This is a genomic window from Altererythrobacter litoralis (genome assembly GCF_036324225.1).
In the GTDB taxonomy this organism is placed as follows: Bacteria; Pseudomonadota; Alphaproteobacteria; order Sphingomonadales; family Sphingomonadaceae; genus Erythrobacter; species Erythrobacter litoralis_A.
In genome coordinates this window covers 40,616-64,267 of the sequence record NZ_JAZDQV010000013.1, presented here as the reverse complement: position 1 = coordinate 64,267, position 23,652 = coordinate 40,616, and the positions used below count along the sequence as shown (strand labels likewise).

Genomic DNA, 23,652 nt, shown 5'->3' with positions numbered 1-23,652 from the left:
CAGCCTGCGTTTAGTAGGTAAGCAGGTGGTATGCGATTTCCCGTGATGCTTGCGGCGCTTGCCGCATTCGCCCTTCAGCCAATTCCTGCCTTCGCCGAGCAGCCTGCAGCTCCAGCTGCGGCGGCGGCTGAGCCGCTCTGGGCCTTCGAGGCGAGCGATATCCCGGTCGACCCGGCCTATCGCTTCGGCGTGCTCGACAATGGCATGCGCTACATCCTGCGCCAGAATGCCACGCCCGAAGGCACGGCAATGGTGCGGCTTCACATCGGTTCGGGCTCGCTCGACGAGAACGAAGACGAGCGCGGGCTCGCGCATTTCCTCGAACACATGGCCTTCAACGGATCGAAGCGGGTTCCCGAAGGCGAGATGATCAAGCTGCTTGAGCGCGAAGGACTGGCCTTCGGCGCTGACACCAATGCTTCGACCGGGCTGGAACAGACGGTCTATCGGCTCGACCTTCCGCGCAATGACGAAGGCCTGCTCGAAACCGTGCTGATGCTGATGCGCGAGACTGCGAGCGAACTGCTTATCGAAGAAGATGCGGTGGCGCGCGAACGCGGCATCATCCTGGCCGAACGGCGCGACCGGACCAATTTCGCCTACAAATCGCTGATCGACCAGCTCGAGTTCACGGCGCCCGGCGCGCGCTTCATCGACCGGCTGCCGATCGGTGCGCTGGAAGTGCTCGAGAATGCCCCGGCAGCCACTTTGCGCGGCTTCTATCGCCGCACGTATGTCCCCGCAAACACCACGCTGGTGATCGTGGGCGATTTCCCGATTGACCTGATGGAAGCGCGCGTGCGGCACTGGTTTGCCGACTGGACCGCCGCGCCCGATCCGGTCGAGCCGGTTACCGGCCCGGTAGATATCGCGCGGAGCGGTGAGACCGACATCTATGTCGATCCCGCACTTCCCGAAAGCGTCAGCGTTTCGCGCTATGCCGCTTGGGAGGATCGACCCGACACGATCGCAAATCGCCAGCTAGGCCTGCTGCGCCAAGTCGGATACGGCATCGTCAACCGGCGGTTACAGGCGCTGGCCCGCAGCGCGGATGCGCCTTTCCGCGGGGCGAGCTTCGGCACTGGAGACCTGTTCGAGGATGCACGCTCAACCACGCTCACGGTAAGCACGTCCGATGGGGAATGGCGCAAGGGACTGAACGCCGCCGGTGTCGCGGTGAGGACCGCACTATCCTATGGCTTCAGCCAGGCCGAGGTAAACGAGCAATTGGCCGCAATCCGCACGTCACTGGAGAATGCCGCCAGCAGTTCCGAAACGCGCACCCATGCCGCGCTTGCGGCCATGGCGCTTTCGCTGGTCGACGATGAGCGCATTCCCTCGACGCCGCAAAGTGCGCTTGAAAGGTTCGAAGAGTTCGCGGGCGAAATCACCCCCGATGCGGCTTTGGCCGCCGTCATGGCGGATGCAGCCGCGCTTGATGATCCACTGATCCGTTACCAGGGCCGAAGCGAGCCCGAAGGAGGAGCCGATGCCTTGCGCGCGGCGTGGAACGAGGTCGCCTCCGCCGAGATCGCCGCGCCCAATTGGGCCGAACAGGCCGAGTTCGCATATCAGGACTTCGGCACGCCCGGCGCCGTCGTATCCGACACGCGCGACGAGCGGCTCGGCATCCGGCTGATCCGTTTCGCCAATGGCGTACGGCTCAACTTGAAGCAGACCGATATTCGCAAGGACCAGGTAAGCTATCGCCTTACACTCGATGGCGGCGAATTGCTCAACACCGCCGACGATCCGCTCAAGACTGCGCTCGTCGCCACGCTACCTGCAGGTGGGCTCGGCAAGCATAGCCAGGATGAACTGGCGACTATCCTTGCGGGACGCAGTGTTGGCATCTCGATCGGCGCAAATGGCGATTCTTTCCAGATGGGCGGCACCACCACTCCGCGCGATCTTGAGCTTCAGCTGCAATTGCTGACCGCAGCATTGGTCGATCCCGGCTATCGCAGCGAAGGCGTCGAACGCTACCGGCGAGGGATCGCACAGTTCTTCGCCAGCCTCGACGCGACCCCCGGGCAAGCGCTGAATAACAAGATCGGAGGTATTCTCTCCGACGGCGACCCGCGCTTCACCCTGCAATCGCGCGAAGCCTATGAAGCGCGCACCTTCGAACAACTCGCGGCCGATATCGGTGACCGGCTGTCCAAGGGTGCAATCGAATTGGCGCTGGTCGGCGATTTCAACGAGCAGACCGCGATCGATAACGTGGCGAAGACGCTGGGAGCACTTGAACCGCGCGAAGCCGAGTTCAACCCGCGTGAGGAGGCCCGCCAGCGGCCGTTCACTGCAGAACGCGGAACGCGCATTATAACCCATACCGGCGAGGCCGATCAGGCGCTCATACGGATGATCTGGCCGACTACGGATGACAGCGACCTGCGCGAAGCGCTGCGGCTGGAACTTCTAGGCCTGGTGGTCCGCGTTCGTTTGCAGGAAGAGCTACGCGAAGCGCTGGGGCAGGCCTATTCGCCTTCCGCCGGAAGCTCCCCGTCGCGCGTGTGGTGCGGCTACGGCACTTTCAGCCTGAATGTTGCGGTGGATCGCGCCCAGCTCGATCCGGCTCGATCGGCGATCGGAGCGATGCTGGACGGCCTGCGCGACGGCAAGCTCGACGATGATACCGTCAATCGCGCGCGCCAGCCGCTGCTCGAAAACTATGACAATCTACTCAAGTCGCTGGGTGGTTGGATGTCGCTCGCCGACCGTGCGCAAAGCGAAGCGGATCGGCTCGATCGCTATTTCGCCGCGCCCGATATTCTGAAGAGCTTCACCGCACAGGATATCGTGTCGGCGGCGCAGCAATATCTCGCCTCCGACGCTGCAGTCGAATTGCTGGTAGTGCCGGAGCCTGCAAAGGACGAGTGATCCCTCTCCACGGTGGGCAATGTCTTGCATGCCGATTGCGCTTGTCGAGGAGCACGCTATAGGCTCCGCGACAGGCGCCCAAGCGCCGTCTGATCCAGCATAGCGAGGAGCACCCCATGAAAGTTCGTGTCCTGGTCCGGCTCAAGCCCGGCGTGCTCGATCCCCAGGGACGCGCGGTGCACCATGCGCTCGAAGGCCTCGGCTTTGCTGGAGTAGTGGATGTTCGGATTGGACGGGTCATCGAGATAGACCTGGCGGACGGCACCAGCGACGAAGCCATCGACGAGATGTGCCGCAAGCTGCTCGCTAACATGGTGATCGAGGACTACGCGGTCGAAAAGCTCGGCCAGGCGGAGCACGCCTGATGGCATTCCGCGCCGCCGTCATCACCTTTCCCGGTTCGAATTGCGACCGCGATATGGCGGTGGCGCTGGAGAAAGTCTCGGGTGTGCCGGCGATCCGCGTCTGGCACGGTGATGCCGAACTTCCCGAAGGGCTCGATTTCATCGCCCTGCCCGGAGGGTTCTCCTATGGAGACTATCTCCGCTCGGGCGCAATGGCCGCACGAAGCCCGATCATGCAGGCAGTGGTGAAAGCGGCCGAACGCGGTGTGCCGGTGCTGGGCGTGTGCAACGGCTTCCAGGTGCTCACCGAAGCCGGCCTGCTGCCCGGCGCGCTGATGCGCAATGCCAGCCAGAACTTCATCTGCCGGACTGTTCCGCTGACGGTCGAGAACAACCAGTCGCTTTTCACCAGCGCCTACGAAGCAGGCGAGGTCATCCGCATCCCGGTGGCGCATCATGACGGCAATTTTTTCGCCGATGACGCAACGCTCGACCGGCTCGAAGGCGAAGGCCGCGTGGCGTTCCGCTATGCCGAACCGTGCAACGGCTCACGCCGCGATATCGCCGGCATCCTCAATGCGCAGGGCAATGTGCTGGGCATGATGCCGCACCCAGAGCGCGCAATCGAGGATGTGCTTGGCAGCAGCGACGGCCGCGCCCTGTTCGAAAGCGTCGTCGGAAGCCTCGTCGCCGCCTGATGCCTCAAAAGCGGTGGCTCAGGCGCGCTGCCGATCAGCCTGACTGAAGAGTTTGAGCGCATCCGAGGCCGACATCGGCCTTCCGAAGTAATAGCCCTGGATCTTGTCGCAACCGAGTGCGCGGATTAGTTCGGCCTCTTCGATCGTTTCGACACCTTCCGCCGTGGTGGTCATGTCGAGACTCTGCGCCATCGCCACCACTGCACGGATGATCGCGAGGCTTTCCGCGCTCTGTTGCTCGGCGCCCTTCACAAACGTGCGATCGATCTTGATGGTCGAGAAGCGCAGCTTGCGGATGTAGCCGAGCGAGGAATAACCCGTACCGAAATCGTCGAGCGCGACGCCGCAGCCAAGCGCCATGATTTGTTCCAGCGCGCTTCGTGCAACGCTGGCGTCGCGCAGGAAGATACTTTCGGTCACTTCAATCTCGAGCCGCTGCGGGTGTAGGCCAGTTTCGGACAGCGACCGCACGACGTCATCGGTAAAGTCCGGATCGAGCAGCTGCTCGGGCGATACGTTGACGTTGACCTTGATGTGCTCCGGCCAGGCAAGCGCCTCCTCGCAAGCCTTGCGCAACACCCAGCGCCCGATCGGTACGATCAGGCGGGTGTCCTCGGCCACGGGTATGAACTTGGCCGGGCTGACGAAGCCGTGCTCAGGGCTGTGCCAACGCACCAGCGCCTCGAAGCTGACTATGTTTTCGCTCTTGGCGTCGACGACAGGCTGGAACTGGAGCTCCATCTCGTGGCGCTCAAGTGCACCTCGCAGCGAGAGCTCGAGTTTGCGCCGCTCTTCCGCCGAGGCATGCAAGATCGGCTCGAACTGGCAATGCCTCCCACCGCCGCCATCCTTCGCGCGATAAAGCGCAAGGTCGGCATTGCGCATCAGCTCTTCGACGGTCTTCCCGTCGCGCGGGCCGATCGCCGAACCGACGCTGGCGCCGACATAGAGCGTGTGATTGTCGACCACATAGGGTTCGGAGAGGCTTTCGATCACCATCTGCGCAACCTTGTCGATCACCCGGTGATCGGTCGCGTCACGGATGACCACGGCGAATTCATCGCCGCCCAACCGCCCGCACAGCTGGTTCTCCCCGATCAGCGCCTTGAGGCGGGCAGAAACCTGCGCCAGCAGCCGGTCGCCAATCTGGTGCCCCAGCGAGTCATTCACCGATTTGAACCGGTCGAGATCAATCATCAGAAAGGCGCAATGTGTGCGCCATTGGTTCGCATATTGCAGCGCCGTTCCCGCCGCCTCGGTCAATTGCAGCCGGTTTGGCAGGGACGTGAGCGTGTCGAAGCGCGCGAGATATGCGATCTTCTCGGAAGATTCGCGCTGCGCTGTGACATCCGATCCGACGCCGCGGAAACCCAGGAACTTTCCGCGCTCATCAAGCATCGGCGTACCCGACAGCTCCCACCAGCGTCGCTGCCCCTTGATCGAAACCTCGACCATGAGGTTGGAGAAGTTTTGCCGGTTCTGCAGCTTGTCGGCGAGTTCATGGAGGCTCGGGGAGAGCCTCGCGCTATCCCAATCCTTGCCCGCGATTACTTCAATGAAGGGCTTGCCCTCAACATCAGCCTTCCTGCTGGACAGGGCATAGGCGAAACGCGGCGAAACCCCGCGGATTCGGCGTGTCGGGCCGACTTCCCACAGCCAGTCGGCCTCGTTTTCTTCGAACTCGCGCAGCAGCAGTGAAACGACCGCTTCCTTTTCGGCCATGCTGATTTCCGAGATTCGGGCTTTCAGGAATGCCCGGCTTCCCTTGATCGTGCCCGCCAATGCCACGCCGAGGAAAACCAGGACGGCCAGGGCCAGCCCCCATTGCTCATGGACCGCCAGCGCAACCAGCGCAGTGAGACCGACGATGGAAACGAAACTCAATACGCCGACCGGTACCGCGCAATAGAAGAGTACCGATCCGACCGCGAGGATCGCCACGATAGTCCCAACCACAGTGGCCTGCGCAGCCGACGCGCCTGGCAAGAAGGCCACCAGCGGAACTGACCACAACAACCCCGAAAGCGCCGGTGTGAGCGTATGGCGCAGCATGTCTGCCTTGCTGATCCGGCGGCGATCCGCATCGGCAAGGCTGCGGTCGACCGACACGCCGCGCACTTGCACCACGACATGCGCCAAACCCCACAGGCCAAGCCAGACCGGGGTCACGCTCCCGAACAGGACCGAAATCGCGAAGGCGGCCATGATCAGATGTCCTGCCATGCGCCGATAGCTGAGCTGCGCCACAGCCGAATATTGCAGGCCACGCAGTCGCGACCAGTCGCCGCTGACCGGTACGGTCAGGCCGAGAATCGCACCAACCGACATGCGCGTCGGCGTGCTGGGCAAGGCGGCATCATGTTCGCTCACCCACCCGCGATTAACCTTGAAAGGTTATATGGCAGTAAAGCTAAGCCCGGAAACGTAGTTAATTTGGCCCTAAAAAACTGAGCTGGAACACAAAATCTGCACTTTGGGTGCAGTCGCCGTGGCCTAGCAGCCGGCCGGGCACCAGCTTCATTCGACCGTCACTGACTTTGCCAGATTGCGTGGCTGGTCGACATCGGTGCCCTTCACCAGAGCGACGTGATAGGCCAGCAGTTGGACAGGCACAGCATAGACCAGCGGGGCGATGAGCGGATGCACTTCGGGCATTTCGATGGTCGCGATGCAACCTTCGCTCGCCTGCTCCAGGCCCTTTGAATCCGATATCAGCACCACCTGCCCGCCGCGCGCACGCACCTCTTCCATGTTGGAAACTGTCTTGTCGAACAGGGGGCCCGATGGAGCGATCACGATCACCGGAACCTGCTCGTCGATCAGGGCGATCGGGCCATGCTTCATTTCACCCGAAGCGTAACCTTCGGCATGGATATAGCTGATTTCCTTGAGTTTCAGTGCCCCTTCAAGGGCAAGTGGGTAATCCTGGCCGCGCCCCAGATAAAGCACGTCGCGCGCCGGGGCGATAAGATGCGCCATCGCCGCAATATCGTCATCGTGATCGAGCGCGGCATTGAGAGCGGCAGGCGCCTCCAGCAGGTGCCGAACAACTTCCTGCTCCTCCTCGCGGCTCATCCGACCTTTCTCCACAGCCATATGTGCGGCGAGCGCGCCCAGGACCGCCAACTGGCAAGTGAAGGCCTTGGTCGAAGCGACCCCGATCTCAGGGCCGGCATGGGTGGGCAGCAGCAAGTCCGCTTCGCGCGCCATGGTGCTGGTCGGGACATTGACCACGACCGCGATCTTCTGCCCTTCCTTGCGGCAATGGCGCAGCGCCGCGAGCGTGTCTGCAGTTTCGCCGCTTTGCGAGATGAACAGCGCCAGTCCGCCTTCCTCGAGCACCGGGTCGCGATACCGGAATTCGCTCGCGACATCGATGTCGACCGGCAGCCGCGCAAAATGCTCGAACCAGTATTTCGCGACCATCCCGGCGTAATAGGACGTACCGCAAGCAACGATGGTGAGCCGCCTGATCGTTGAAAGATCCACATCGAACTGCGGAAGGGCGACCGAATTGTCCGAGCGGCGCAGATAGGAAGAGAGCGTCTGCGCCACCACGGTGGGCTGCTCGAAAATCTCCTTCTGCATGAAGTGGCGGTAGTTGCCCTTCTCAACCGCAGCAGCCGAAGCGCCGGAGTGCTGCTTCGCGCGCGTCACCGGATTGTGTTCCGCATCGTAAACCTGCGCACCGTCGCGCGTGACCACCACCCAGTCGCCTTCTTCGAGATAGGCGATCTGCTGCGTCAGCGGCGCCAGCGCGAGCGCGTCGGAACCGAGATACATCTCGCCTTCGCCATAACCGACCACGAGCGGCGAGCCGAGCCGCGCGCCTACCAGCAAGTCGGGGTAGTCGCGGAAGGCGATCGCCAGGCCAAATGCGCCCTGGAGCCGCGGCAGGACATCACGCATCGCCTCTTCTGGCGTGTCCCCGGCCTCGATCCGACGCGAGATCAGATGCGCCACCACTTCGCTGTCGGTTTCGCTTTCGAACTGCCGGCCATCGGCCTTTAGTTCGTCACGCAATTCCTTGAAATTCTCTATGATTCCGTTGTGGACTATTGCCACACGGTCAGTTGCATGCGGATGGGCGTTGATCGAAGTGGGCGCTCCATGCGTGGCCCAGCGCGTATGTGCGATGCCGACATTGCCACCCGCAGGTTGGTCAGCCAGCACCGCAACCAGGTTCGCGAGCTTGCCTTCGGCGCGGCGCCTCGTCAGCTTGCCATCCTGGATCGTGCAAATCCCTGAGCTGTCATAGCCGCGGTATTCCATCCGCTTCAGGCCATCGACCAGCCGGTCCGCCACCGGGCTCGTGCCCACTATGCCAATGATGCCACACATAAAAATCTCGCTGAATTGAACGGGTCAGGATTAGCGCCGCTAGAGCGCCCCGGCTGAATGAAAGCTTGCCTCTAGCGCACACAACTGGCTCTTCAAATGGCTTCTTGTACCGGTTAACCGCGCAGGCTGGCACGCCAAAGGAATAGCCCCGCACCGATTATCACCGAGGCACCAGCCAGAGTCAGCAGATCCGGCGCATCGCCGAACCACCACCAGCCAAGCACGGTCGCCACAAGCATCTGGACGTAGGAAGCAGGTGCCACTTGCGATGCTCCCGCACGCGAAGTGCCGAGAAACACCATCCAGTGCGCACATGTTGCGGTGAAGGCAACGAAAGCGCAGCGCAGCACGACGTCCCAAGCCGGCCAGCCGAAGTCGAGGCCACCGATGCCAGTAACTTTTGCGCCCAGGGCCGCAACCACGAGCAGCGGCGCAGCGACGATTGCCATGTAGGCTTGCATAGCCAGCGCACTGCCTTGCCCGGCGCAAGCGCGGTGCGCGATCATCATCAGGGAGAAGAACACCGCCGCCACGAGCGGCAGGAGCGCGGGCCAGCCGAGCTCGGCCAGATTGGGGCGCAAGATCAGCACCACACCCACCAGAGCGAAAAGCGATGCCAGCCACACCGCCGGGCGCACCCTTTCACCAAGAAGCGGGCCACTCAGGATCGCTGTGAGTACTGGCGATAGAAAAGTGATCGCCATGGTTTCTGCCAGCGGCATCACATAAATCGCGGAGAAGAACGCCAGGGTGGACAGCGCCAGGCAAGTGCCGCGGGCAAGCTGGAGCCATGGGTTGCTCGGCCTGAAGCCGGCACCCCCTTCCTTCACCACAAGGATTGCGGAAAGCGCCACGGCACCAATGCTGAAGCGCAGGGCGGCAACCGCGACGACCGGCCACGCACCAGCCATGGTCTTGATCACGGCATCGCCCACGGAAAGCGTGGCAAATCCGGCAATGGCGAACAGCAAGCCTGTGCGTTCGTTTTGCTGCACACGAGATTCTCCGGAGTTGCGTTCTGTCCCTTGTCCCTTTCGTCGTTTGAACGACAAAGCAAGCGCTGGTCGGCATTACCCACAAGACGAAGCGGCGTGTGAATGCTCGTGAAGACCGGGCAGCGAGAAAGCCCCCGCCCCAATCATTGCCACCTTAGGAAAAAAACAACCTTTCCGAATTATTCACCAAGCTTCGAGAGAGCATCTTCGCCTAGCGCGGCGATGCCTCGTGGAAATGCAACTAACCGCTTGGGGGCCTCGGAATGAGCGCATTCGGAAGGAAGAATGGACCTGCAGGGATGAATCCCGGAGGCCGTCCGTCCTTTGGCGTGGCCCGCCCGATGAAGTCGGGCGGGGCAGCGCCTGCATCATCGAATCCGGCGGGTGGCGGAGAACAATTCCCGCCGCTGCCGAACGAACCGGCGACAAAGCCTGCTCAACAGGCGCCAGCGCCCAACGGCGGACGCGGTGCCGACGATGCGATGGCGCGGCTCGACGACCGGATGAACGCCGACCACTCTGGCGATTCAGAAGTCGGCGGCTTTGAAGCGAGCATCCACAAGATCAAGGAACAGGTGCTGCCGCGCCTGCTCGAACGCGTCGATCCCGAAGCGGCGGCCACTCTGACCAAGGAAGAGCTGTCGGAAGAATTCCGCCCGATCATCATGGAAGTGCTGGCCGAACTCAAGGTCACGCTCAACCGCCGCGAGCAGTTCGCGCTTGAAAAGGTGTTGATCGACGAGTTGCTCGGATTCGGGCCGCTCGAAGAGCTGCTGAACGACCCCGACGTGTCGGACATCATGGTCAACGGACCGAAGCAGACCTACGTCGAAAAGAAAGGCAAGCTGCAGCTAGCGCCGATCCAGTTCCGCGACGAATCGCACCTATTCCAGATCGCCCAGCGCATCGTGAACCAGGTCGGCCGCCGCGTCGACCAGACCACTCCGCTGGCCGACGCCCGCCTCAAGGACGGCAGCCGTGTGAACGTGATCGTGCCGCCACTTTCGCTGCGCGGCACTGCGATCTCGATTCGTAAATTCTCCGAGAAGCCGATTACCATCGACATGCTCAAAGAGTTTGGCTCGATGAGCGAAAAGATGGCCACGGCGCTCAAGATCGCCGGCGCTTGCCGCATGAACGTAGTCATCTCGGGCGGTACGGGCTCGGGTAAGACGACCATGCTCAACGCCTTGTCGAAGATGATCGACCCGGGCGAACGCGTGCTGACGATCGAAGACGCGGCCGAACTTCGCTTGCAACAGCCGCACTGGCTGCCGCTTGAAACGCGCCCGCCAAACCTCGAAGGCCAGGGTGCCATTACCATCGGCGACCTTGTGAAGAACGCCCTGCGTATGCGCCCCGACCGCATCATCCTGGGCGAAATTCGTGGCGCGGAATGCTTCGACCTTCTCGCCGCGATGAATACCGGCCACGACGGTTCGATGTGTACGCTGCACGCCAACAGCCCGCGCGAGTGCCTGGGCCGTATGGAAAACATGATCCTGATGGGCGACATCAAAATCCCGAAGGAAGCCATCAGCCGCCAGATCGCCGAATCGGTCGACCTGATCGTACAGGTGAAGCGCCTTCGCGACGGTTCGCGCCGAACAACCAACATCACAGAGGTGATCGGGATGGAAGGCGACGTGATCGTGACGCAGGAACTGTTCAAGTTCGAATATTTCGACGAAACCGACGACGGGAAGATCCTCGGCGAGTTCCGCTCAAGCGGCCTGCGTCCCTACACGCTCGAAAAGGCGCGCCAGTTCGGCTTCGACCAAGCTTATCTGGAGGCGTGTCTCTGACAAGCCGCAGCGCGCCGTCCTAGGCGCGCTGCCTTAACTTCCGAAGATCGCCTGCGGCAGCGACATCGCCAGCAACCCGCCGCCGATGATCGCGCAGGCGACGAAAATTCCTGTCCATGGAACCCAGCCGACCCGGTCGAGCCGTTCCACGCGTTCGCGCCGGTTGCGCAGGCGATCCCCCAGCAGGGCGAGCAGCGCCAGCAGAATGAAGCTCGCTCCCGCAAGGGCGACTAGGTCCGCTTCGCTGGCGAACAGCAGGAATTCGGGTTCTTGAAGCATTGCGGAGCACATGGTGTGCCCGGCAGCGCCACGCAATCCCCTGCGCGCTTGCACCTTTCTTCGCAGGGCTTAGACCGGCAAGCGTGAGCCCTCAATCCCGCCAACGTCCGCTGCTTGCCCTGCTGATCAGGCTGGCGGCCGCCGCAACGCTGTCGCTGATGATGGCACTGGTCAAGCTCGCGAGCGAGAGCGGGTTGGCACTCCCCGAAATCCTGTTCTGGCGGCAACTGCCGACTATCCCGCTGATCCTGCTGTTTTTCTGGGCAACGGGCGGGTTGGGAAAGTTGCGAACCACGCGCATGCCGCAACACGGCATGCGGGCGATGATCGGCCTTGCCGCGATGCTGCTCAATTTTGGCTCGGTAACTTTGCTGCCGCTTGCCGAAGCGACGACCTTCAATTTCACTTCGGCAATCTGGGCCGTAATCCTCTCGTCGCTGATCCTGCACGAAAGGATCGGCATTTGGCGCTGGAGTGCGGTGGCGCTGGGTTTTGCCGGTGTGCTGGTGATTGCCCAGCCCGGCGATGGACACATCCCGCTGGTGGGCGCAGCGGTGGCGCTGGGCGCTGCCTTCATGATCGCTGTGATTTCGATCTACATTCGCGACCTGACGCAGACCGAAGATTCACTCACCATCGTGTTCTACTTTTCGCTGCTTTCAGTGCCCCCATTGCTGCTTGCCCTTCCCTTCTTCTGGCACGAGAAAAATGCGGAGCAATGGGCGCTGCTCATCACACTGGGCGTGGCTGGCCTGCTCGGCCAGTACCTGCTCACGACGGCGCTGCGCTATGGCACGGTCGCAAGCGTCATTGTGATGGACTATTCGGCACTGATCTGGGCGACGCTGTTCGGCTGGTGGCTGTTCGAACGACTGCCTCCCGCCGCAACATGGTTCGGCGCACCGCTGGTAATTGGCGCAGGATTGCTGATCGCTTGGCGCGAACATCGGCTCGCCCGTCCGCGCGAACAATCCACCGCTACGTTATAGCTTTGGCGGCCCAAACATCGCCATCTTCGGCAAATGCGGCTATGAAAGCCCTGCAATAAGAAGGATTCGATTCATGCTACGCAAGACGCTGATTGTTGCTGCCCTTGCCGCGATGACTCTCACCGCATCCGCATGCAATACCGTCCGCGGGATCGGTGACGACCTCAAATCGGCGGCGGACGCGGTTGACGAAGAGACCTGATTTTACAGGTCCGTTGCATCCGACCTTCGACGTCGCAGTAAGAAACGGATACCTCGCACCCGCCAAGCAATTGGCGGGTGCTTTGTGTTTGAGGTCCGGCGCTCAGTTCCGGCGATAGACCAAAGTAAGATTGTTCGCAGGCATCGCATAACGCGCGGTGCGCACAAATCCGCTTTGCCTGGCCAACACATCGACATCTGCCAGCTTGCGCAGCCCCCAGTGCGAGTTCCGCTCCTTCAGGCTTGCATCGAACGCTAGGTTCGATGGCGCCGTTTCGACCCCGTCCTCGAAATACGGGCCATAGAGGATCAACGGAGCGCCTTGCTTGAGCAGCCTTGCGGTGCCTCCAAACAGTCCCATGGTCGCCTCCCATGGGCTGATATGCACCATGTTGACGCACAGGATCGCATCCGCGTGCGCGATCGGCCAATCGCTTGACGCTGCATCCAGTTCGAGCGGCGCCCGCAGGTTCGATCCTTCGTATTCCGCTCGCCATGCCGCTATGGACGCGCGCGCATCGGCATCCGGATCGCTCGGCTGCCAATCGAGCGTCGGGAAGCGCCCGGCGAAGTGGAACGCATGCTCCCCGGTCCCGCTTGCGACCTCGAGCACCAGCCCGCTTTGGGGCAACTCGCGCGCAAGCACTTCGGCCAGCGGATCGCGATTGCGCTCGGTTGCGGGGGCGCGTCTTTTCATGGACTTGCCGTTCGGCTGTGCGTCAATTGACCTGCCGCTCGCGCCCTTCCCAATAGGGTTTGCGCAATTCGCGCCGCAGGATCTTGCCGCTGGGATTGCGAGGCATGAGCGGGATCACATCAACGCTCTTGGGCGCCATGAACGCAGCGACCCGCTCGCGAGCCCATGCGATGACGTCATTCGCGTCCACTTCCATTCCCGGCTTGGCGACGACGCAGGCCTTGACCTCCTCGCCCCATTTCTCGCTAGGTACGCCGATCACAGCCACTTCCGCGACGGCCGGGTGGCCATAGATCGCGCTTTCGACTTCAGCTGGATAGACGTTCTCGCCGCCTGAGATGATCATGTCCTTGATGCGATCCTGGATGTAGATGTAGCCATCCTCGTCCATCACGGCCGCATCGCCCGTATGCATCCACCCGCCGCGCAGCGCCTCTGCGGTGGCTTCGGGCAAGTGCCAGTAACCGACCATGTTCGATGGCGATTTGATCGCGACTTCGCCGATCTCGCCACGCGGCACTTCGTTGCCCTGCGGGTCGACCACGCGAATCTCGACACCCGGCACTGCCTTGCCCGCCGATCGCATGCGCTTGTTGCCTTCGAGCGAATGATCCTCCGGCGGCAGGATCGAGATCGTGCCGGTGGTCTCGGTCATCCCATAGGCCTGCAGGAAGCGGGCGTTGGGCATGGTTCCCACCGCTTCCTTCAGCAGTTCGAGCGGCATCGGCGCTGCGCCATACATGAGATATTTGAGATTGCTGAAGTCGGTCTCACGGGCGCGCGGGTGCTGCACCACCATCTGCAGAGCGGCTGGCACAATGAACATCTGGCTTGCGCCGCTTTCAATCGCCTCAAGTACGCCCAGCGGAGTGAATTCCGCCTGCACCAGCGCGCGAATCCCGCTGACAGCTGCGATGTTGATCAGCCCGGTGCCTCCGATATGCGCGCAGGGCATGGCCACCAGCATGCAATCATTCGGCTCGTAGTACGTCCACGGCAACTCGGCATCCAACGCATCGTTGCGCAGGGCGAAGAGGTTGGCGTTGGAAAGCACCGCACCTTTGGGGTTGCCAGTTGTGCCTGAAGTATAGAGCTGGAGCACCGGGTCGTTTGCCCCCGCCGGCTCATAGTCCGCAGCGGCAAAGCGCGGAATCGCAAGCCGCATTTCGCTTTCGGAGAAAACCTGCGGAGCCGCCGGAAGGCTCGGCGCGATTTCGCGGCCGACTTCGGCGAATTCGTCACCCGTGAACAACAGCTTCGCACCGGTATCCTGAAGGATATAGCTCACTTCGGGCGGGGCAAGCCGCCAGCCGATTGGCACCATCACCACGCCGCAGCGCGCTGCAGCCATGTAAAGCAGGCAATAGAGGTCCGAATTCTTGCCGAGCCAGGCAATCCGGTCGCCCGCCTTCAGCCCCTTGTCCCAATAGAAGCCGACGATCTGGCGCGTCAGCCGGTCGGTCTCGGCAAAGCTGGTGATGCGACCATCCTGCTCGATGGCGGGGCCTTCCGGGCGCTCCTTGGCCCAGAAGTTCAGGATCTCATCATAGGTGATGTAGGTGTGGTATCCGTTCATGTCCCCTCCCCAGGACTTTGGCCCAGTTTGCGCCTACTAAGGCCTCCCCGCGCTTTCCAAGCCTACAAAGTGCCAGTGCACCAACGGTTCCCGGCCCGGCCGCATCAGCTCCAGCGACCGCTTGCCCGCGCGCGCGGCTCACGCAGCAACAACCAGAGGAACAGCCCTAGCGGTCCGGCCATGAAGGTCGCGACGAGAATAGGAGCCTGGATGAAGCGCGAAAAGCCCTTGGCATCGGCATCGCGCGCGATCCAGATTCCAACGAACAGGTCGAACGCAAGGTAATGCACCCAGCCCATCGTGAGCCCGCCCTTAGCTGAAAACAGCGTTTGCACGCCTTCGATCGAGCTGAAATTGCCGCCCGCCATGCTGCCGCCCGGATCGGCCAGGCCAGTGACCAAGCCGACCAGTATCCCTGCGTAGAGCAGGCTGAGCAGGCCGACCACGAGATAGAGCAATGCGCTGAGCAAGGCCGGCCAGCGCGGCAACAGTATCAGCGCCGCCCAGCTGATCATCGCAAGCATGTTTGCCGCCCCGAAAATTGCATCCCAGCTCATTCACTCTCTCCTTGGTTCTTGCGCCGCCACCACGCCGCCAGCAGGCTGCCGATGACCACGTGATAGACTGCGGAAACCGCGCTCGGCACAGGTGCCAGCGCAGCCTGCATCGGCGAGGCAAATTGCGACGCGAAACTGGGCGCAGACGCGAGCGTCGAGCCGAGCCCGCTGTTTTGCATCCCCACTTCGATCGCGCAGGTGCGCCGCTCCGCCTCGCCTAGCCCCAGCAAGCCGCTGAGCGCATAGCCTAGCGCAAAACCGGTCGCGTGAAGCGCCAGCAGCGCAAGCAGCAGCACACCAGCATATTCCACGATCAGCGGCTTCGACTGGGCGATGATCCCGCCGACAATCAGCACCACACCGATCACCGAGGCGAGTGGCGAAACCGTGGCAATCCGCGCAGTAACGGCGGGAAACAGGCGATTGAGCGCAACGCCCGCCACCACTGGCAGCAGCACGACGGTGATCATTCCCTGGAACAGCGCCCATCGGTCGATCTCGACATAGACACCCGCCAGCCAGCCGGTCAGCAGCGGTGTCGCCACCACAGCAATCATCGTGGAAGCGAGCGTGAGGGTAACCGACAGCGCCAGATTGGCGCGCGCGAGATATGTGACCACGTTCGAGGCCGTGCCTCCGGGGCAGCAGGCGACCAGAATCAGCCCGACCGCCAGCCCGGTTTCGAGACCGAACATTGTCGCAAAGGCGATCCCCGCCAGCGGCATCACCGTGAACTGCAACGCCACGCCGCTCGCAACAGCGCGCGGCAATTTCAGAACGCGCGCGAAATCCTGCGGCGAAAGAGTAAGCCCCATCCCAAGCATGATCACGCCCAGCAGCACGCTCACCAGCGATTGGCCGAAAGGCCTGAAGCTGCCGTCAACCACCCAAAGGAAATGCTCGGGAATTACCCATGCCCAGGCTGTGCCGAGCACTGTCCAGACCGCAAACAGATTGGTCGCCCAGCGGATCATCGCGGCGCACTCTCCCCCTCATTGCCCGCAGGCTTAGCGCGCGCAGACGCGGGTGGCTAGCCGCCCAGCTTGGCCCATTCGCGAGCGGCACGGCGGATACTGTCATTGTCGTGGGTGAAGCGTCCGCCAGCGCGGCGCGTTGCAAGCCCGATTGCTCCCATTGCCACCTCACTCGCTTCGATCGAGCGGTATTTGCGCAATTTTCCGTTGAGGAACGGGTCGACCAGCGGGCTGGCGATGATAGCCAGCCGTTCGCCGAGACGCCGGTCATTCTCGCGCGCGCCTTTAAGCAATCCGGGGCGCAGCAGGTCGAGCCGCTTCAATCCGACCTTCGAGAGTCCGCCTTCGACCTCGCCTTTGACCCGCAGATACAGGTTCTTCGAACGGGGATCGGCCCCAACCGAGCTGATCGATACCAATCGCTGGATACCGGCCGCATGCGCCGCCCGCGCCGTCGCCAGCACCAGTTGCTGGTCGACCGCACGAAAGGCCTCCTCATCCTCGCCGGACTTCTTCCAGGTTGTGCCGAGCGCGGAAATCAGCGCGGTGGGCTGCAAGGCTTCGAACACTTCGCCCCACTTGTCCGGCTCTGCCACGAACAGTTCCATGCGTGCGCCGCGCGGCAGCTTCATCTCACGCCGCGCGATCGCGACAAGGCGCACGTCGCTGCGGCCGATGCACGCATCGATCACCGCGCGGCCGATCAGCCCTGTCGCGCCGACCAGTGCTAGGCGAAGCGGCTCAGACATTGGTCAGCCCTCTTGGCCGCTCGCCATAGATCGCAGCGCAGCGTTCGATTGCGAAGCGGTCGCTCATCCCGGCGATGAAATCGGCGATGACCCGCGAACGGTGCGGATCCGTTGCAGGCAGGCGATCCTGCCATTCCTGCGGCATCAAGCTGGCATCCTGCGAATAGGCGGCAAACAACCGCGCAACCACGTCGCGCGCGCGCTGGGCCGCTGCAACCTGGTCAGAGTGGAAGTAGAGTCGTTCGTACATGAAGCGCTTAAGCCCGCGTTCGGCCTGCGCCATGGCAGGCGAGAAGCCGCCGAGCTGGCGCCCGGCGTCGCGAACTTCAGCGACTGAACCGAACCCGTGCGCCTGTTCGCGCGTGTGCGAGATCACATCGTTAACCATCAGACCGATCTGGTCGCGGACGAGCTCGCGCAGTAGCCGGTCGCGCGGTTCGCGCGGATGGCGACGTTCGACTTGGCGCCACTGCTCGACAAGGAAGTCGAGCTCCAGCAGGTCGTCGAGCGTCAGGAAGCCTGCGCGCAAGCCATCGTCGATATCGTGGTTGTCATAGGCGATGTCGTCCGCCACCGCCGCCACTTGCGCTTCGAGCGAGGGCCACTGGCCGAGATCGAGCGGAAACTCCTCGTCCAGCTCGGCCAACGCCCAGTTCGGCGCAGCAATCGGCCCGTTGTGCTTCGCCAGCCCCTCGAGCAGGTCCCATGTGAGGTTGAGCCCCTCGTGCCCCGGATAGGGGCTTTCAAGGCGCATGACCGTGCGCAGCGCCTGAGCGTTGTGGTCGAACCCGCCATGCCGCTGCATCGCTTCCTCAAGCGCGTCCTCGCCCGCATGGCCGAACGGTGGATGGCCCAGATCATGCGCGAGACAAAGCGCTTCGGTCAGATCTTCGTCGAGGCCCAGCGTACGCGCGATCACCCGCCCGATCTGCGCCACTTCGAGGCTGTGCGTCATCCTTGTGCGGTAATGATCGCCTTCTGGAGAGATGAACACCTGCGTCTTGGAGCGCAGCCGCCGGAAGCTCATCGAATGTATGATGCGGTCGCGGTCGCGCTGGAATTCGCTGCGCGGCCCACGCGCACCCGCGTGCTCCAGCGGAAATTCGCGGCCACGGCTGGCACTTGGATCGGCGGCGTAAGGAGCTCGGTTCATCGGTGGCTGCGACTTAGGTGAGGCACCGCACGGCGACAAGCGAAACAATCGCGCGACATCTGCCAAGTCGGCGATTGTCGGGTTTTGCCTGTCAGCCCTGCGGGGCCAGCGGGAACAGCTGCTCCAGCCAGGCACGCAGATCGTCGACGCTTTGTCCAGGCGCTTCATCTTGCGGCAGGTGACCGATGCCGGGATATTCGACCAGAGTGCTCGCGGGCAGTACGCGGTCGTACCAGCGCCCCGCCTCGACCGGGATCAGCGCGTCCTCTACGCCCCACATCACCAAAGCAGGCATGTCGAGTGCAGCGACCTGCTGTTCAGTAAAGGGCGTCCGCGGAAGCGAGAAACGCGCCACCGTAGCTGCTCGATTGCCCGGATAGCGCAGCATTTCCCAATAGCGATCAACTGCCTCGCGGGTTACGATTTCCTCATTGGAGACGCTTTGCCTGAGCGACCTCTCCACCATCGAACGCGGCGTGAGGTGCTCCATCAACCTGTTGATCACCGGCGTGCGAGCAATAGTGAAGCCGATGTTACCTCCACCTTCGCGCTGCACCGGCGCGCCGCCCGCATCGACCAGCACCATGCCATAGAGCCGGTCCGGATGTTCGATCGCATAGGCAACGGTAAGCCCGCCCCCCATCGAGTTTCCACCCAGTACGAATTGTTCAAGCCCCAGATTGTCGGCCACCGCTTCGATATCGCCAACGAAGCTGGCGGGGGAATAGTCCCCATCAGGCGCCGGTCCGGTAAGACCATGGCCGCGCTGGTCGAAGCGGATCACACGATAGTCTTCCTTGAGCGCATCGACCCAAGGCTGCCAGGTAGAAAGGTCTGCGTTGGAGCCGTGCAGCAGGATGATGACGGGCGCATCGCGCGGCCCCTCGTCGCGCAGATGGACAGTTAAGCCATTGCCGAGTTCCACGAATTGGGAAGGCACACCCGCATATTTGGCCCGCATCTCGGCGGGATCGGTATCCGGTGTACGCAGGAACAGGAAAGCGACCACCACAATTGCAAGCAATATGCCGACTATCCGCAGAACCCGTTTCATCGTTTGCCCTCCATTCCCGCGACCCATTTCCGGACAGCAGCCACACCGTCAGCGTCGACCGTGCCCTTGCCAAGTTCGGGCATGGCCACGCCGGGCTCGATAGATTGCATGCGATAGAGCAGGATCGAATCGTCGGGCTGGCCGGGAACGATGCTGAATTCGTGACCACCTGCCCCTCGCCCGGCAGCCACCGGGCGCTTGAAAATGCCAATCGAATGCGGATCGGTTTGCTCCCAGCGCAGGTCCAATCCCGAATTCGAAGCGGTTGCGCCCGGCTGATGGCAATGCGCGCAATTGACGTCGAGATATGCGCGAGCTGCCTTTGCCGGCTCCGCCTGGTCGCGCGCTTCCCACAAGGGGAAGGCATCGGCTCCCGAAGGCTTGGCGTCGAGATGTCCGCTCACAACCATTTGTTCGAGCCATGCCCCTGAAAGATTGCGCGCCTTGGGGCCGATCGGCGTCACTTCGCCATTCAGGCCATGGCATTCCTTGCACTGGTTCTTGTTGGGGATGCGGTAATTGAGTTCCTCCCCGGAAGGGGTGGCAACCGGCAGCCGCGCACCCGCAAGCGCCAACCTCGCTTCGGTCTGCTCGGCGTTCCAGCGATAGGGCAAAGCCACCCAGCCATCGGAACGGTGGAGCAGCACACGTGTTTCGATCAGGCGGCGGCCACTTCCCTCGCCGAACGCGAATGTCTTGATCAGCGCGCTGCCGATCGGGAACTGCAGAAGGCCTTCGCCGTCAGCTACCGCCCGCTTTCCCTTCGGCACATAGGCAAAGCGCAGCTTCTCGGCGCCGTCCGAATATAGCGGCACGTTGAGGCGATAGGGCGCGACACCTGGCGCCGGAACTTGCCGCGGAGCGTCAGCGAAAAAGCCGAACTCCCCAAGCGTCTGGGGCAGCCTGTCCCCCAGAACCGCAGCGTCGGAAACTTCCGCCGAGCCAAGCGCTGCCTGCGCCACCGCAGCAGCGAAGGCCAGCGCACTGGCAGCCAGAAATATCAGGCCCTGCTTCACATCAAACGCGCTTCAAGCTCTGCAGGCGCTCCGGTAACTTGCGACAGCGAAGCTACCTCGCTCACGGGCGCCTGAAGCGGGCCAGGAGTGGCTTCGGCAAGGTCGGCACCCTGCCGCGGCAGGTTGAGCGACCAGCCAGCCGTCCCTTCGGCAACGCTCAATGCAATCGTATCACCATCCTGCAACCCGTCCCACAGGACCGGAGGCAAGGCCCCGCCGAACGCCTCGAGCAAGGCCTCGGCCCCGTCGAGATCCGGCGCGCTTCCACCATCCTCATAGATATTGGCGGCAACCACCACATTGCGTGGATAGGGATTGTAGCGCTCGTCATCGAACGGCAGCGTGTAGGAAACCACCATCACCTGTGCCGTATCGTTCTTCGTCAGGACGTTCTCGACCAAAAGCACATTGTCATTGGCCATCACCAATATGCCGGTACCGCGCTTCACCCCGCCGACGATGTTTCCAGGAGGCGCGAAATTGTCGACGTCATTTTCCGTAACGAGGTTGCGGCGGACCACCACATCGCCGCCGCCCATCACTGGCAGGCCCGGCAGGTCGAACACCAATATGCCGCCCGTATTATGCGTCGCGAGGTTTTCCTCGACCACGGCATTGCGGCTATTCTCGATTTCGATCCCCGCGACGTTGTATTGCACAAGCGAGTGACGGACTGTGATGTCGCGGCTCTGCCCGACATAGATGCCCGCGTCGGACGCGCCCGATACTTCGCATCCCACGATGAGCACGCCGGTGCTCTCGACCGGATAGATGCCGTATGCGCCATTGGAGCTCAGCGGTCCGCCGGTCCAGGTGACGCGGATGCCCTGATAGACGATTCCGTCAGCACCCTTGGATTTGATGCCATCGCCCTTCGGATTCTCCACCGCGAAATCGCGCAGCGTCACATTATCGGAAGTCACGAGCAGGCCCTCGCCCGAATCGCTTTGGCCGGTGAAGTCGAGCACCGTTTCCTTCGACCCCACGCCGCGCAAAGTCACGCGATCAACGTCGAGGCTGAGGCCATCCATGAGCACGAAACGGCCCGCCTCGAGCACGATTTCATCGCCCGGCTCGGCCAGGATCAGCGCTTCCTGCAGGCGCTCTTGCGCACCCTCACCCGGAGCAACGGAGTGAGTTGCCGCCATCAGCGGCGACGTGGAAGCGAGGGCAAGCGCCACCGCAGACATTCTGAACATATGGACCTCTCCCGTCACATCTCTTCATTGTTCCGCGAGGGAGGCGCAAAAAGCAAGGGCCAGCGCGGTCATCCGATTCCGATAGCGCACAATCCCGAGCTGGTCGTGACAACAGCCACTACCTCGCCGTCGCCAACCCGGCGCAGGCGCTTGATAAGATCTCCAAGGCCAGAGGGCTGTTCCGCCTCGCCTTCGCGCGGAGCCATGCCCTGCCGCAATTTGTAGAGCTGCCAGACGTCGAGGCGATCGACCATGCGGTCAGCCATGCAGTCCGCCCGCTTCGGGCCTACGCCGGAATCGAGCAGCGCGCTTTCGGCCTGCCATTTGACCAGCGGACGGGCGAGCCCGGTCTGGAATGCGATAGCGACCAGCAACATCAGCACCACGGTGCCGAACAGGAACTTGCGCATTAGTCGAGGGCCTTCACGATTTCCTCGACCATCTTCTTGGCATCGGCCAGCAGCATCACGGTCTGGTTCATGTAGAAGACGTCATTGTCGACCCCGGCATAGCCGACGCCGCCCATGCTGCGCTTGATGAAGAACACCTGCTTGGCCTTGTCGACGTCGAACACCGGCATGCCGTAGATCGGGCTGGTCTTGTCGGTCTTCGCGGCCGGGTTCACCACATCGTTCGCGCCGATGATAAAGGCGACGTCGCACTGGGCGAATTCGCTGTTGATGTCTTCCAGCTCGCACACTTCGTCATAAGGCACGTTGGCTTCCGCCAGCAGCACGTTCATGTGGCCCGGCATGCGGCCCGCGACGGGGTGAATCGCATATTTGACCTCGACGCCCTTTTCCTTGAGCAGGTCTGCCATTTCACGCAGCGCGTGCTGCGCCTGCGCCACCGCCATGCCATAACCGGGGATGATGATGACCTTTTCGGCCTGTTCGAGCATGAAGGCTGCGTCTTCCGCGCTGCCCTGCTTGTAGGGGCGCTGCTCGCCTCCACCTGCCGCCGCGGTCGCTCCGGATTCGGCGCCGAAGCCGCCTGCGATCACTGAGATGAAGCTGCGGTTCATCGCGCGGCACATGATGTAGCTCAGGATAGCGCCCGACGAGCCTACCAGCGCGCCGGTGATGATCATCGCCGTATTGCCGAGCGTGAAGCCCATCGCCGCTGCGGCCCATCCCGAATAGGAGTTGAGCATCGAGACCACGACCGGCATGTCGGCCCCGCCGATCGGGATGATCAGCAGGAAGCCGATGGCAAAGGACAGGACGGTTAGCGCCACGATCAGCGTCATCGTTTCGGTGGGGGCCGCAACCGCAAACAGGCCGGTCAGCACGATGATCGCAGCCAGCGTGCCGAGATTGATGACATGCCGCGCGGGAAGCAGGATCGGCGCGCCGCTCATCTTGCCTGACAATTTGGCAAAGGCGATGACCGAGCCCGAGAATGTGATCGCACCGATCGCGATGCCGAGCCCCATCTCGATCTTGCTGACAGGCGAAATGCCGCCATCAGCCAGCAGCAGCCCGAACGCTCCCGGATTGAGATAGGCCGCCCAGCCCACCAGCACGGCAGCAAGGCCGACGAGCGAGTGGAACGCCGCAACCAGTTCGGGCATCTGCGTCATCGCGATGCGCCGGGCGATAGTGAAGCCGAGGATACCGCCCAGGAAGATCGCAATCCCGATCTCGGGCAAATTGGCGATATCATGCGTGACGAGCGTGGTCGCCACTGCGATCAGCATGCCTGCCATGCCGAAGCGGTTGCCTGCGCGGCTGCTCGCCGGGCTGGAAAGCCCTCGCAGCGCGAGGATGAAGAACACGCCCGAAACGAGATAGGCGAGCATCGCCCAGGCGGGCGTACCTCCGCCGTGCGCGGCAGCTGCAAGAACGGAGAAGGTCATCACTTCTTCTCCTTTTTCTTGTACATCGCCAGCATGCGCTCGGTAACGGCAAAGCCGCCGAAGATGTTGACGCTGGCCAGCACCACAGCGAGCAGACCGAGCCATTTGGCGATGTCACTGCCAGCTTCAGCCGCGGAAATCAGCGCACCAACGATGATCACCGATGAAATCGCGTTGGTCACCGCCATGAGCGGCGTGTGCAGCGCCGGGGTGACCGACCACACAACATAGTAACCGACGAAGCAAGCCAGCACGAAGATCGAGAGGATTGAAATAAAGTCCAT

General features: G+C 62.5%; 22 protein-coding genes. 6 read left to right on the top strand and 16 right to left on the bottom strand.

What is annotated here, in order from left to right; genetic code table 11:
- Positions 1-30: 30 nt before the first annotated feature.
- The 3 genes from VRS74_RS11925 to purQ all read left to right on the top strand — a co-directional run bounded on the left by VRS74_RS11925 (position 31) and on the right by purQ (position 3,925).
- Positions 31-2,883: a M16 family metallopeptidase gene (locus VRS74_RS11925; protein ID WP_354145449.1), complete on the top strand. Its 2,853-nt coding sequence runs from the start codon at positions 31-33 to the stop codon at positions 2,881-2,883.
- Between the two features lie 116 nt (positions 2,884-2,999).
- Positions 3,000-3,248 carry a phosphoribosylformylglycinamidine synthase subunit PurS gene (gene purS, locus VRS74_RS11920; RefSeq protein WP_354145448.1) on the top strand — a complete coding sequence of 83 codons (249 nt, stop codon included), beginning with the start codon at positions 3,000-3,002 and terminating at the stop codon, positions 3,246-3,248.
- On the top strand, positions 3,248-3,925 hold the full coding sequence (gene purQ, locus VRS74_RS11915) for a phosphoribosylformylglycinamidine synthase subunit PurQ (RefSeq protein WP_354145447.1): 678 nt from the start codon (positions 3,248-3,250) through the stop codon (positions 3,923-3,925). Before purS ends, purQ begins: the two co-directional genes overlap by 1 nt.
- Before the next feature lie 18 nt (positions 3,926-3,943).
- Here purQ and VRS74_RS11910 read toward each other — a convergent pair whose 3' ends face one another.
- The 3 genes from VRS74_RS11910 to VRS74_RS11900 all read right to left on the bottom strand — a co-directional run bounded on the left by VRS74_RS11910 (position 3,944) and on the right by VRS74_RS11900 (position 9,261).
- Entirely contained in the window at positions 3,944-6,253 is a 2,310-nt protein-coding gene (locus VRS74_RS11910; RefSeq protein ID WP_435521402.1) for a putative bifunctional diguanylate cyclase/phosphodiesterase, read from the bottom strand.
- Positions 6,254-6,442: 189 nt separating this feature from the next.
- Positions 6,443-8,266: a glutamine--fructose-6-phosphate transaminase (isomerizing) gene (glmS, locus tag VRS74_RS11905; protein ID WP_354145445.1), complete on the bottom strand. Its 1,824-nt coding sequence runs from the start codon at positions 8,264-8,266 to the stop codon at positions 6,443-6,445.
- 113 nt (positions 8,267-8,379) lie between these two features.
- Positions 8,380-9,261, bottom strand: coding sequence for a DMT family transporter (locus VRS74_RS11900; protein ID WP_354145444.1), 882 nt, complete (start codon positions 9,259-9,261; stop codon positions 8,380-8,382).
- Between the two features lie 263 nt (positions 9,262-9,524).
- Between VRS74_RS11900 and VRS74_RS11895 the strand changes: the two genes are divergently transcribed.
- Complete coding sequence (locus VRS74_RS11895; protein ID WP_354145443.1) at positions 9,525-11,066, top strand: TadA family conjugal transfer-associated ATPase; 1,542 nt, start codon at positions 9,525-9,527, stop codon at positions 11,064-11,066.
- A gap of 33 nt (positions 11,067-11,099) precedes the next feature.
- On the opposite strand, the gene VRS74_RS11890 is transcribed toward VRS74_RS11895, so the two are convergent.
- Positions 11,100-11,345, bottom strand: a complete 246-nt coding sequence (locus VRS74_RS11890; protein WP_354145442.1) for a hypothetical protein — start codon at positions 11,343-11,345, stop codon at positions 11,100-11,102.
- A gap of 83 nt (positions 11,346-11,428) precedes the next feature.
- Here VRS74_RS11890 and VRS74_RS11885 point away from each other — a divergent pair, with 83 nt between their 5' ends.
- On the top strand, positions 11,429-12,334 hold the full coding sequence (locus VRS74_RS11885) for a DMT family transporter (protein WP_354145441.1): 906 nt from the start codon (positions 11,429-11,431) through the stop codon (positions 12,332-12,334).
- 73 nt (positions 12,335-12,407) lie between these two features.
- Positions 12,408-12,536, top strand: coding sequence for a hypothetical protein (locus VRS74_RS11880; protein WP_354145440.1), 129 nt, complete (start codon positions 12,408-12,410; stop codon positions 12,534-12,536).
- A gap of 102 nt (positions 12,537-12,638) precedes the next feature.
- Here VRS74_RS11880 and VRS74_RS11875 read toward each other — a convergent pair whose 3' ends face one another.
- From VRS74_RS11875 to VRS74_RS11820, 12 genes are all read right to left on the bottom strand, one after another.
- On the bottom strand, positions 12,639-13,232 hold the full coding sequence (locus VRS74_RS11875) for a DUF938 domain-containing protein (protein ID WP_354145439.1): 594 nt from the start codon (positions 13,230-13,232) through the stop codon (positions 12,639-12,641).
- Positions 13,233-13,254: 22 nt separating this feature from the next.
- Positions 13,255-14,808: a long-chain-fatty-acid--CoA ligase gene (locus tag VRS74_RS11870; RefSeq protein WP_354145438.1), complete on the bottom strand. Its 1,554-nt coding sequence runs from the start codon at positions 14,806-14,808 to the stop codon at positions 13,255-13,257.
- 104 nt (positions 14,809-14,912) lie between these two features.
- Entirely contained in the window at positions 14,913-15,365 is a 453-nt protein-coding gene (locus VRS74_RS11865) for an ABA4-like family protein (protein WP_354145437.1), read from the bottom strand.
- A complete protein-coding gene (locus VRS74_RS11860; protein WP_354145436.1) occupies positions 15,362-16,339 on the bottom strand; it encodes a bile acid:sodium symporter family protein in 978 nt (325 codons plus the stop codon). The genes VRS74_RS11865 and VRS74_RS11860 overlap by 4 nt, the downstream gene beginning before the upstream one ends.
- 56 nt (positions 16,340-16,395) lie before the next feature.
- Positions 16,396-17,088, bottom strand: coding sequence for an NAD(P)H-binding protein (locus VRS74_RS11855; RefSeq protein WP_354145435.1), 693 nt, complete (start codon positions 17,086-17,088; stop codon positions 16,396-16,398).
- On the bottom strand, positions 17,081-18,241 hold the full coding sequence (locus tag VRS74_RS11850) for a deoxyguanosinetriphosphate triphosphohydrolase (RefSeq protein WP_354145434.1): 1,161 nt from the start codon (positions 18,239-18,241) through the stop codon (positions 17,081-17,083). Before VRS74_RS11850 ends, VRS74_RS11855 begins: the two co-directional genes overlap by 8 nt.
- Before the next feature lie 91 nt (positions 18,242-18,332).
- Positions 18,333-19,295 (bottom strand): alpha/beta fold hydrolase, encoded by a 963-nt coding sequence (locus VRS74_RS11845; RefSeq protein WP_354145433.1) that lies wholly within the window; start codon positions 19,293-19,295, stop codon positions 18,333-18,335.
- Entirely contained in the window at positions 19,292-20,311 is a 1,020-nt protein-coding gene (locus VRS74_RS11840) for an SO2930 family diheme c-type cytochrome (RefSeq protein ID WP_354145432.1), read from the bottom strand. The genes VRS74_RS11845 and VRS74_RS11840 overlap by 4 nt, the downstream gene beginning before the upstream one ends.
- Positions 20,308-21,510, bottom strand: a complete 1,203-nt coding sequence (locus tag VRS74_RS11835; RefSeq protein WP_354145431.1) for a parallel beta-helix domain-containing protein — start codon at positions 21,508-21,510, stop codon at positions 20,308-20,310. Before VRS74_RS11835 ends, VRS74_RS11840 begins: the two co-directional genes overlap by 4 nt.
- A gap of 68 nt (positions 21,511-21,578) precedes the next feature.
- Positions 21,579-21,920 carry a hypothetical protein gene (locus tag VRS74_RS11830; protein ID WP_354145430.1) on the bottom strand — a complete coding sequence of 114 codons (342 nt, stop codon included), beginning with the start codon at positions 21,918-21,920 and terminating at the stop codon, positions 21,579-21,581.
- Positions 21,920-23,368 (bottom strand): NAD(P)(+) transhydrogenase (Re/Si-specific) subunit beta, encoded by a 1,449-nt coding sequence (locus tag VRS74_RS11825; protein WP_354145429.1) that lies wholly within the window; start codon positions 23,366-23,368, stop codon positions 21,920-21,922. The genes VRS74_RS11830 and VRS74_RS11825 overlap by 1 nt, the downstream gene beginning before the upstream one ends.
- Positions 23,368-23,652, bottom strand: coding sequence for an NAD(P) transhydrogenase subunit alpha part 2 (locus tag VRS74_RS11820; RefSeq protein ID WP_354145428.1), 285 nt, complete (start codon positions 23,650-23,652; stop codon positions 23,368-23,370). The genes VRS74_RS11825 and VRS74_RS11820 overlap by 1 nt, the downstream gene beginning before the upstream one ends.

Excerpts from the sequence above, each read along its gene's own strand:
- VRS74_RS11925 (WP_354145449.1), top strand. The coding sequence starts at position 31 with ATGCGATTTCCCGTGATGCTTGCGGCGCTTGCCGCATTCGCCCTTCAG.
- purS (WP_354145448.1), top strand. The coding sequence starts at position 3,000 with ATGAAAGTTCGTGTCCTGGTCCGGCTCAAGCCCGGCGTGCTCGATCCC.
- purQ (WP_354145447.1), top strand. The coding sequence starts at position 3,248 with ATGGCATTCCGCGCCGCCGTCATCACCTTTCCCGGTTCGAATTGCGAC.
- VRS74_RS11910 (WP_435521402.1), bottom strand. The coding sequence starts at position 6,253 with ATGTCGGTTGGTGCGATTCTCGGCCTGACCGTACCGGTCAGCGGCGAC.
- glmS (WP_354145445.1), bottom strand. The coding sequence starts at position 8,266 with ATGTGTGGCATCATTGGCATAGTGGGCACGAGCCCGGTGGCGGACCGG.
- VRS74_RS11895 (WP_354145443.1), top strand. The coding sequence starts at position 9,525 with ATGAGCGCATTCGGAAGGAAGAATGGACCTGCAGGGATGAATCCCGGA.
- VRS74_RS11890 (WP_354145442.1), bottom strand. The coding sequence starts at position 11,345 with ATGCTTCAAGAACCCGAATTCCTGCTGTTCGCCAGCGAAGCGGACCTA.
- VRS74_RS11880 (WP_354145440.1), top strand. The coding sequence starts at position 12,408 with ATGCTACGCAAGACGCTGATTGTTGCTGCCCTTGCCGCGATGACTCTC.
- VRS74_RS11875 (WP_354145439.1), bottom strand. The coding sequence starts at position 13,232 with ATGAAAAGACGCGCCCCCGCAACCGAGCGCAATCGCGATCCGCTGGCC.
- VRS74_RS11870 (WP_354145438.1), bottom strand. The coding sequence starts at position 14,808 with ATGAACGGATACCACACCTACATCACCTATGATGAGATCCTGAACTTC.
- VRS74_RS11865 (WP_354145437.1), bottom strand. The coding sequence starts at position 15,365 with ATGAGCTGGGATGCAATTTTCGGGGCGGCAAACATGCTTGCGATGATC.
- VRS74_RS11860 (WP_354145436.1), bottom strand. The coding sequence starts at position 16,339 with ATGATCCGCTGGGCGACCAATCTGTTTGCGGTCTGGACAGTGCTCGGC.
- VRS74_RS11855 (WP_354145435.1), bottom strand. The coding sequence starts at position 17,088 with ATGTCTGAGCCGCTTCGCCTAGCACTGGTCGGCGCGACAGGGCTGATC.
- VRS74_RS11850 (WP_354145434.1), bottom strand. The coding sequence starts at position 18,241 with ATGAACCGAGCTCCTTACGCCGCCGATCCAAGTGCCAGCCGTGGCCGC.
- VRS74_RS11845 (WP_354145433.1), bottom strand. The coding sequence starts at position 19,295 with ATGAAACGGGTTCTGCGGATAGTCGGCATATTGCTTGCAATTGTGGTG.
- VRS74_RS11835 (WP_354145431.1), bottom strand. The coding sequence starts at position 21,510 with ATGTTCAGAATGTCTGCGGTGGCGCTTGCCCTCGCTTCCACGTCGCCG.
- VRS74_RS11830 (WP_354145430.1), bottom strand. The coding sequence starts at position 21,920 with ATGCGCAAGTTCCTGTTCGGCACCGTGGTGCTGATGTTGCTGGTCGCT.
- VRS74_RS11825 (WP_354145429.1), bottom strand. The coding sequence starts at position 23,368 with ATGACCTTCTCCGTTCTTGCAGCTGCCGCGCACGGCGGAGGTACGCCC.
- VRS74_RS11820 (WP_354145428.1), bottom strand. The coding sequence starts at position 23,652 with ATGGACTTTATTTCAATCCTCTCGATCTTCGTGCTGGCTTGCTTCGTC.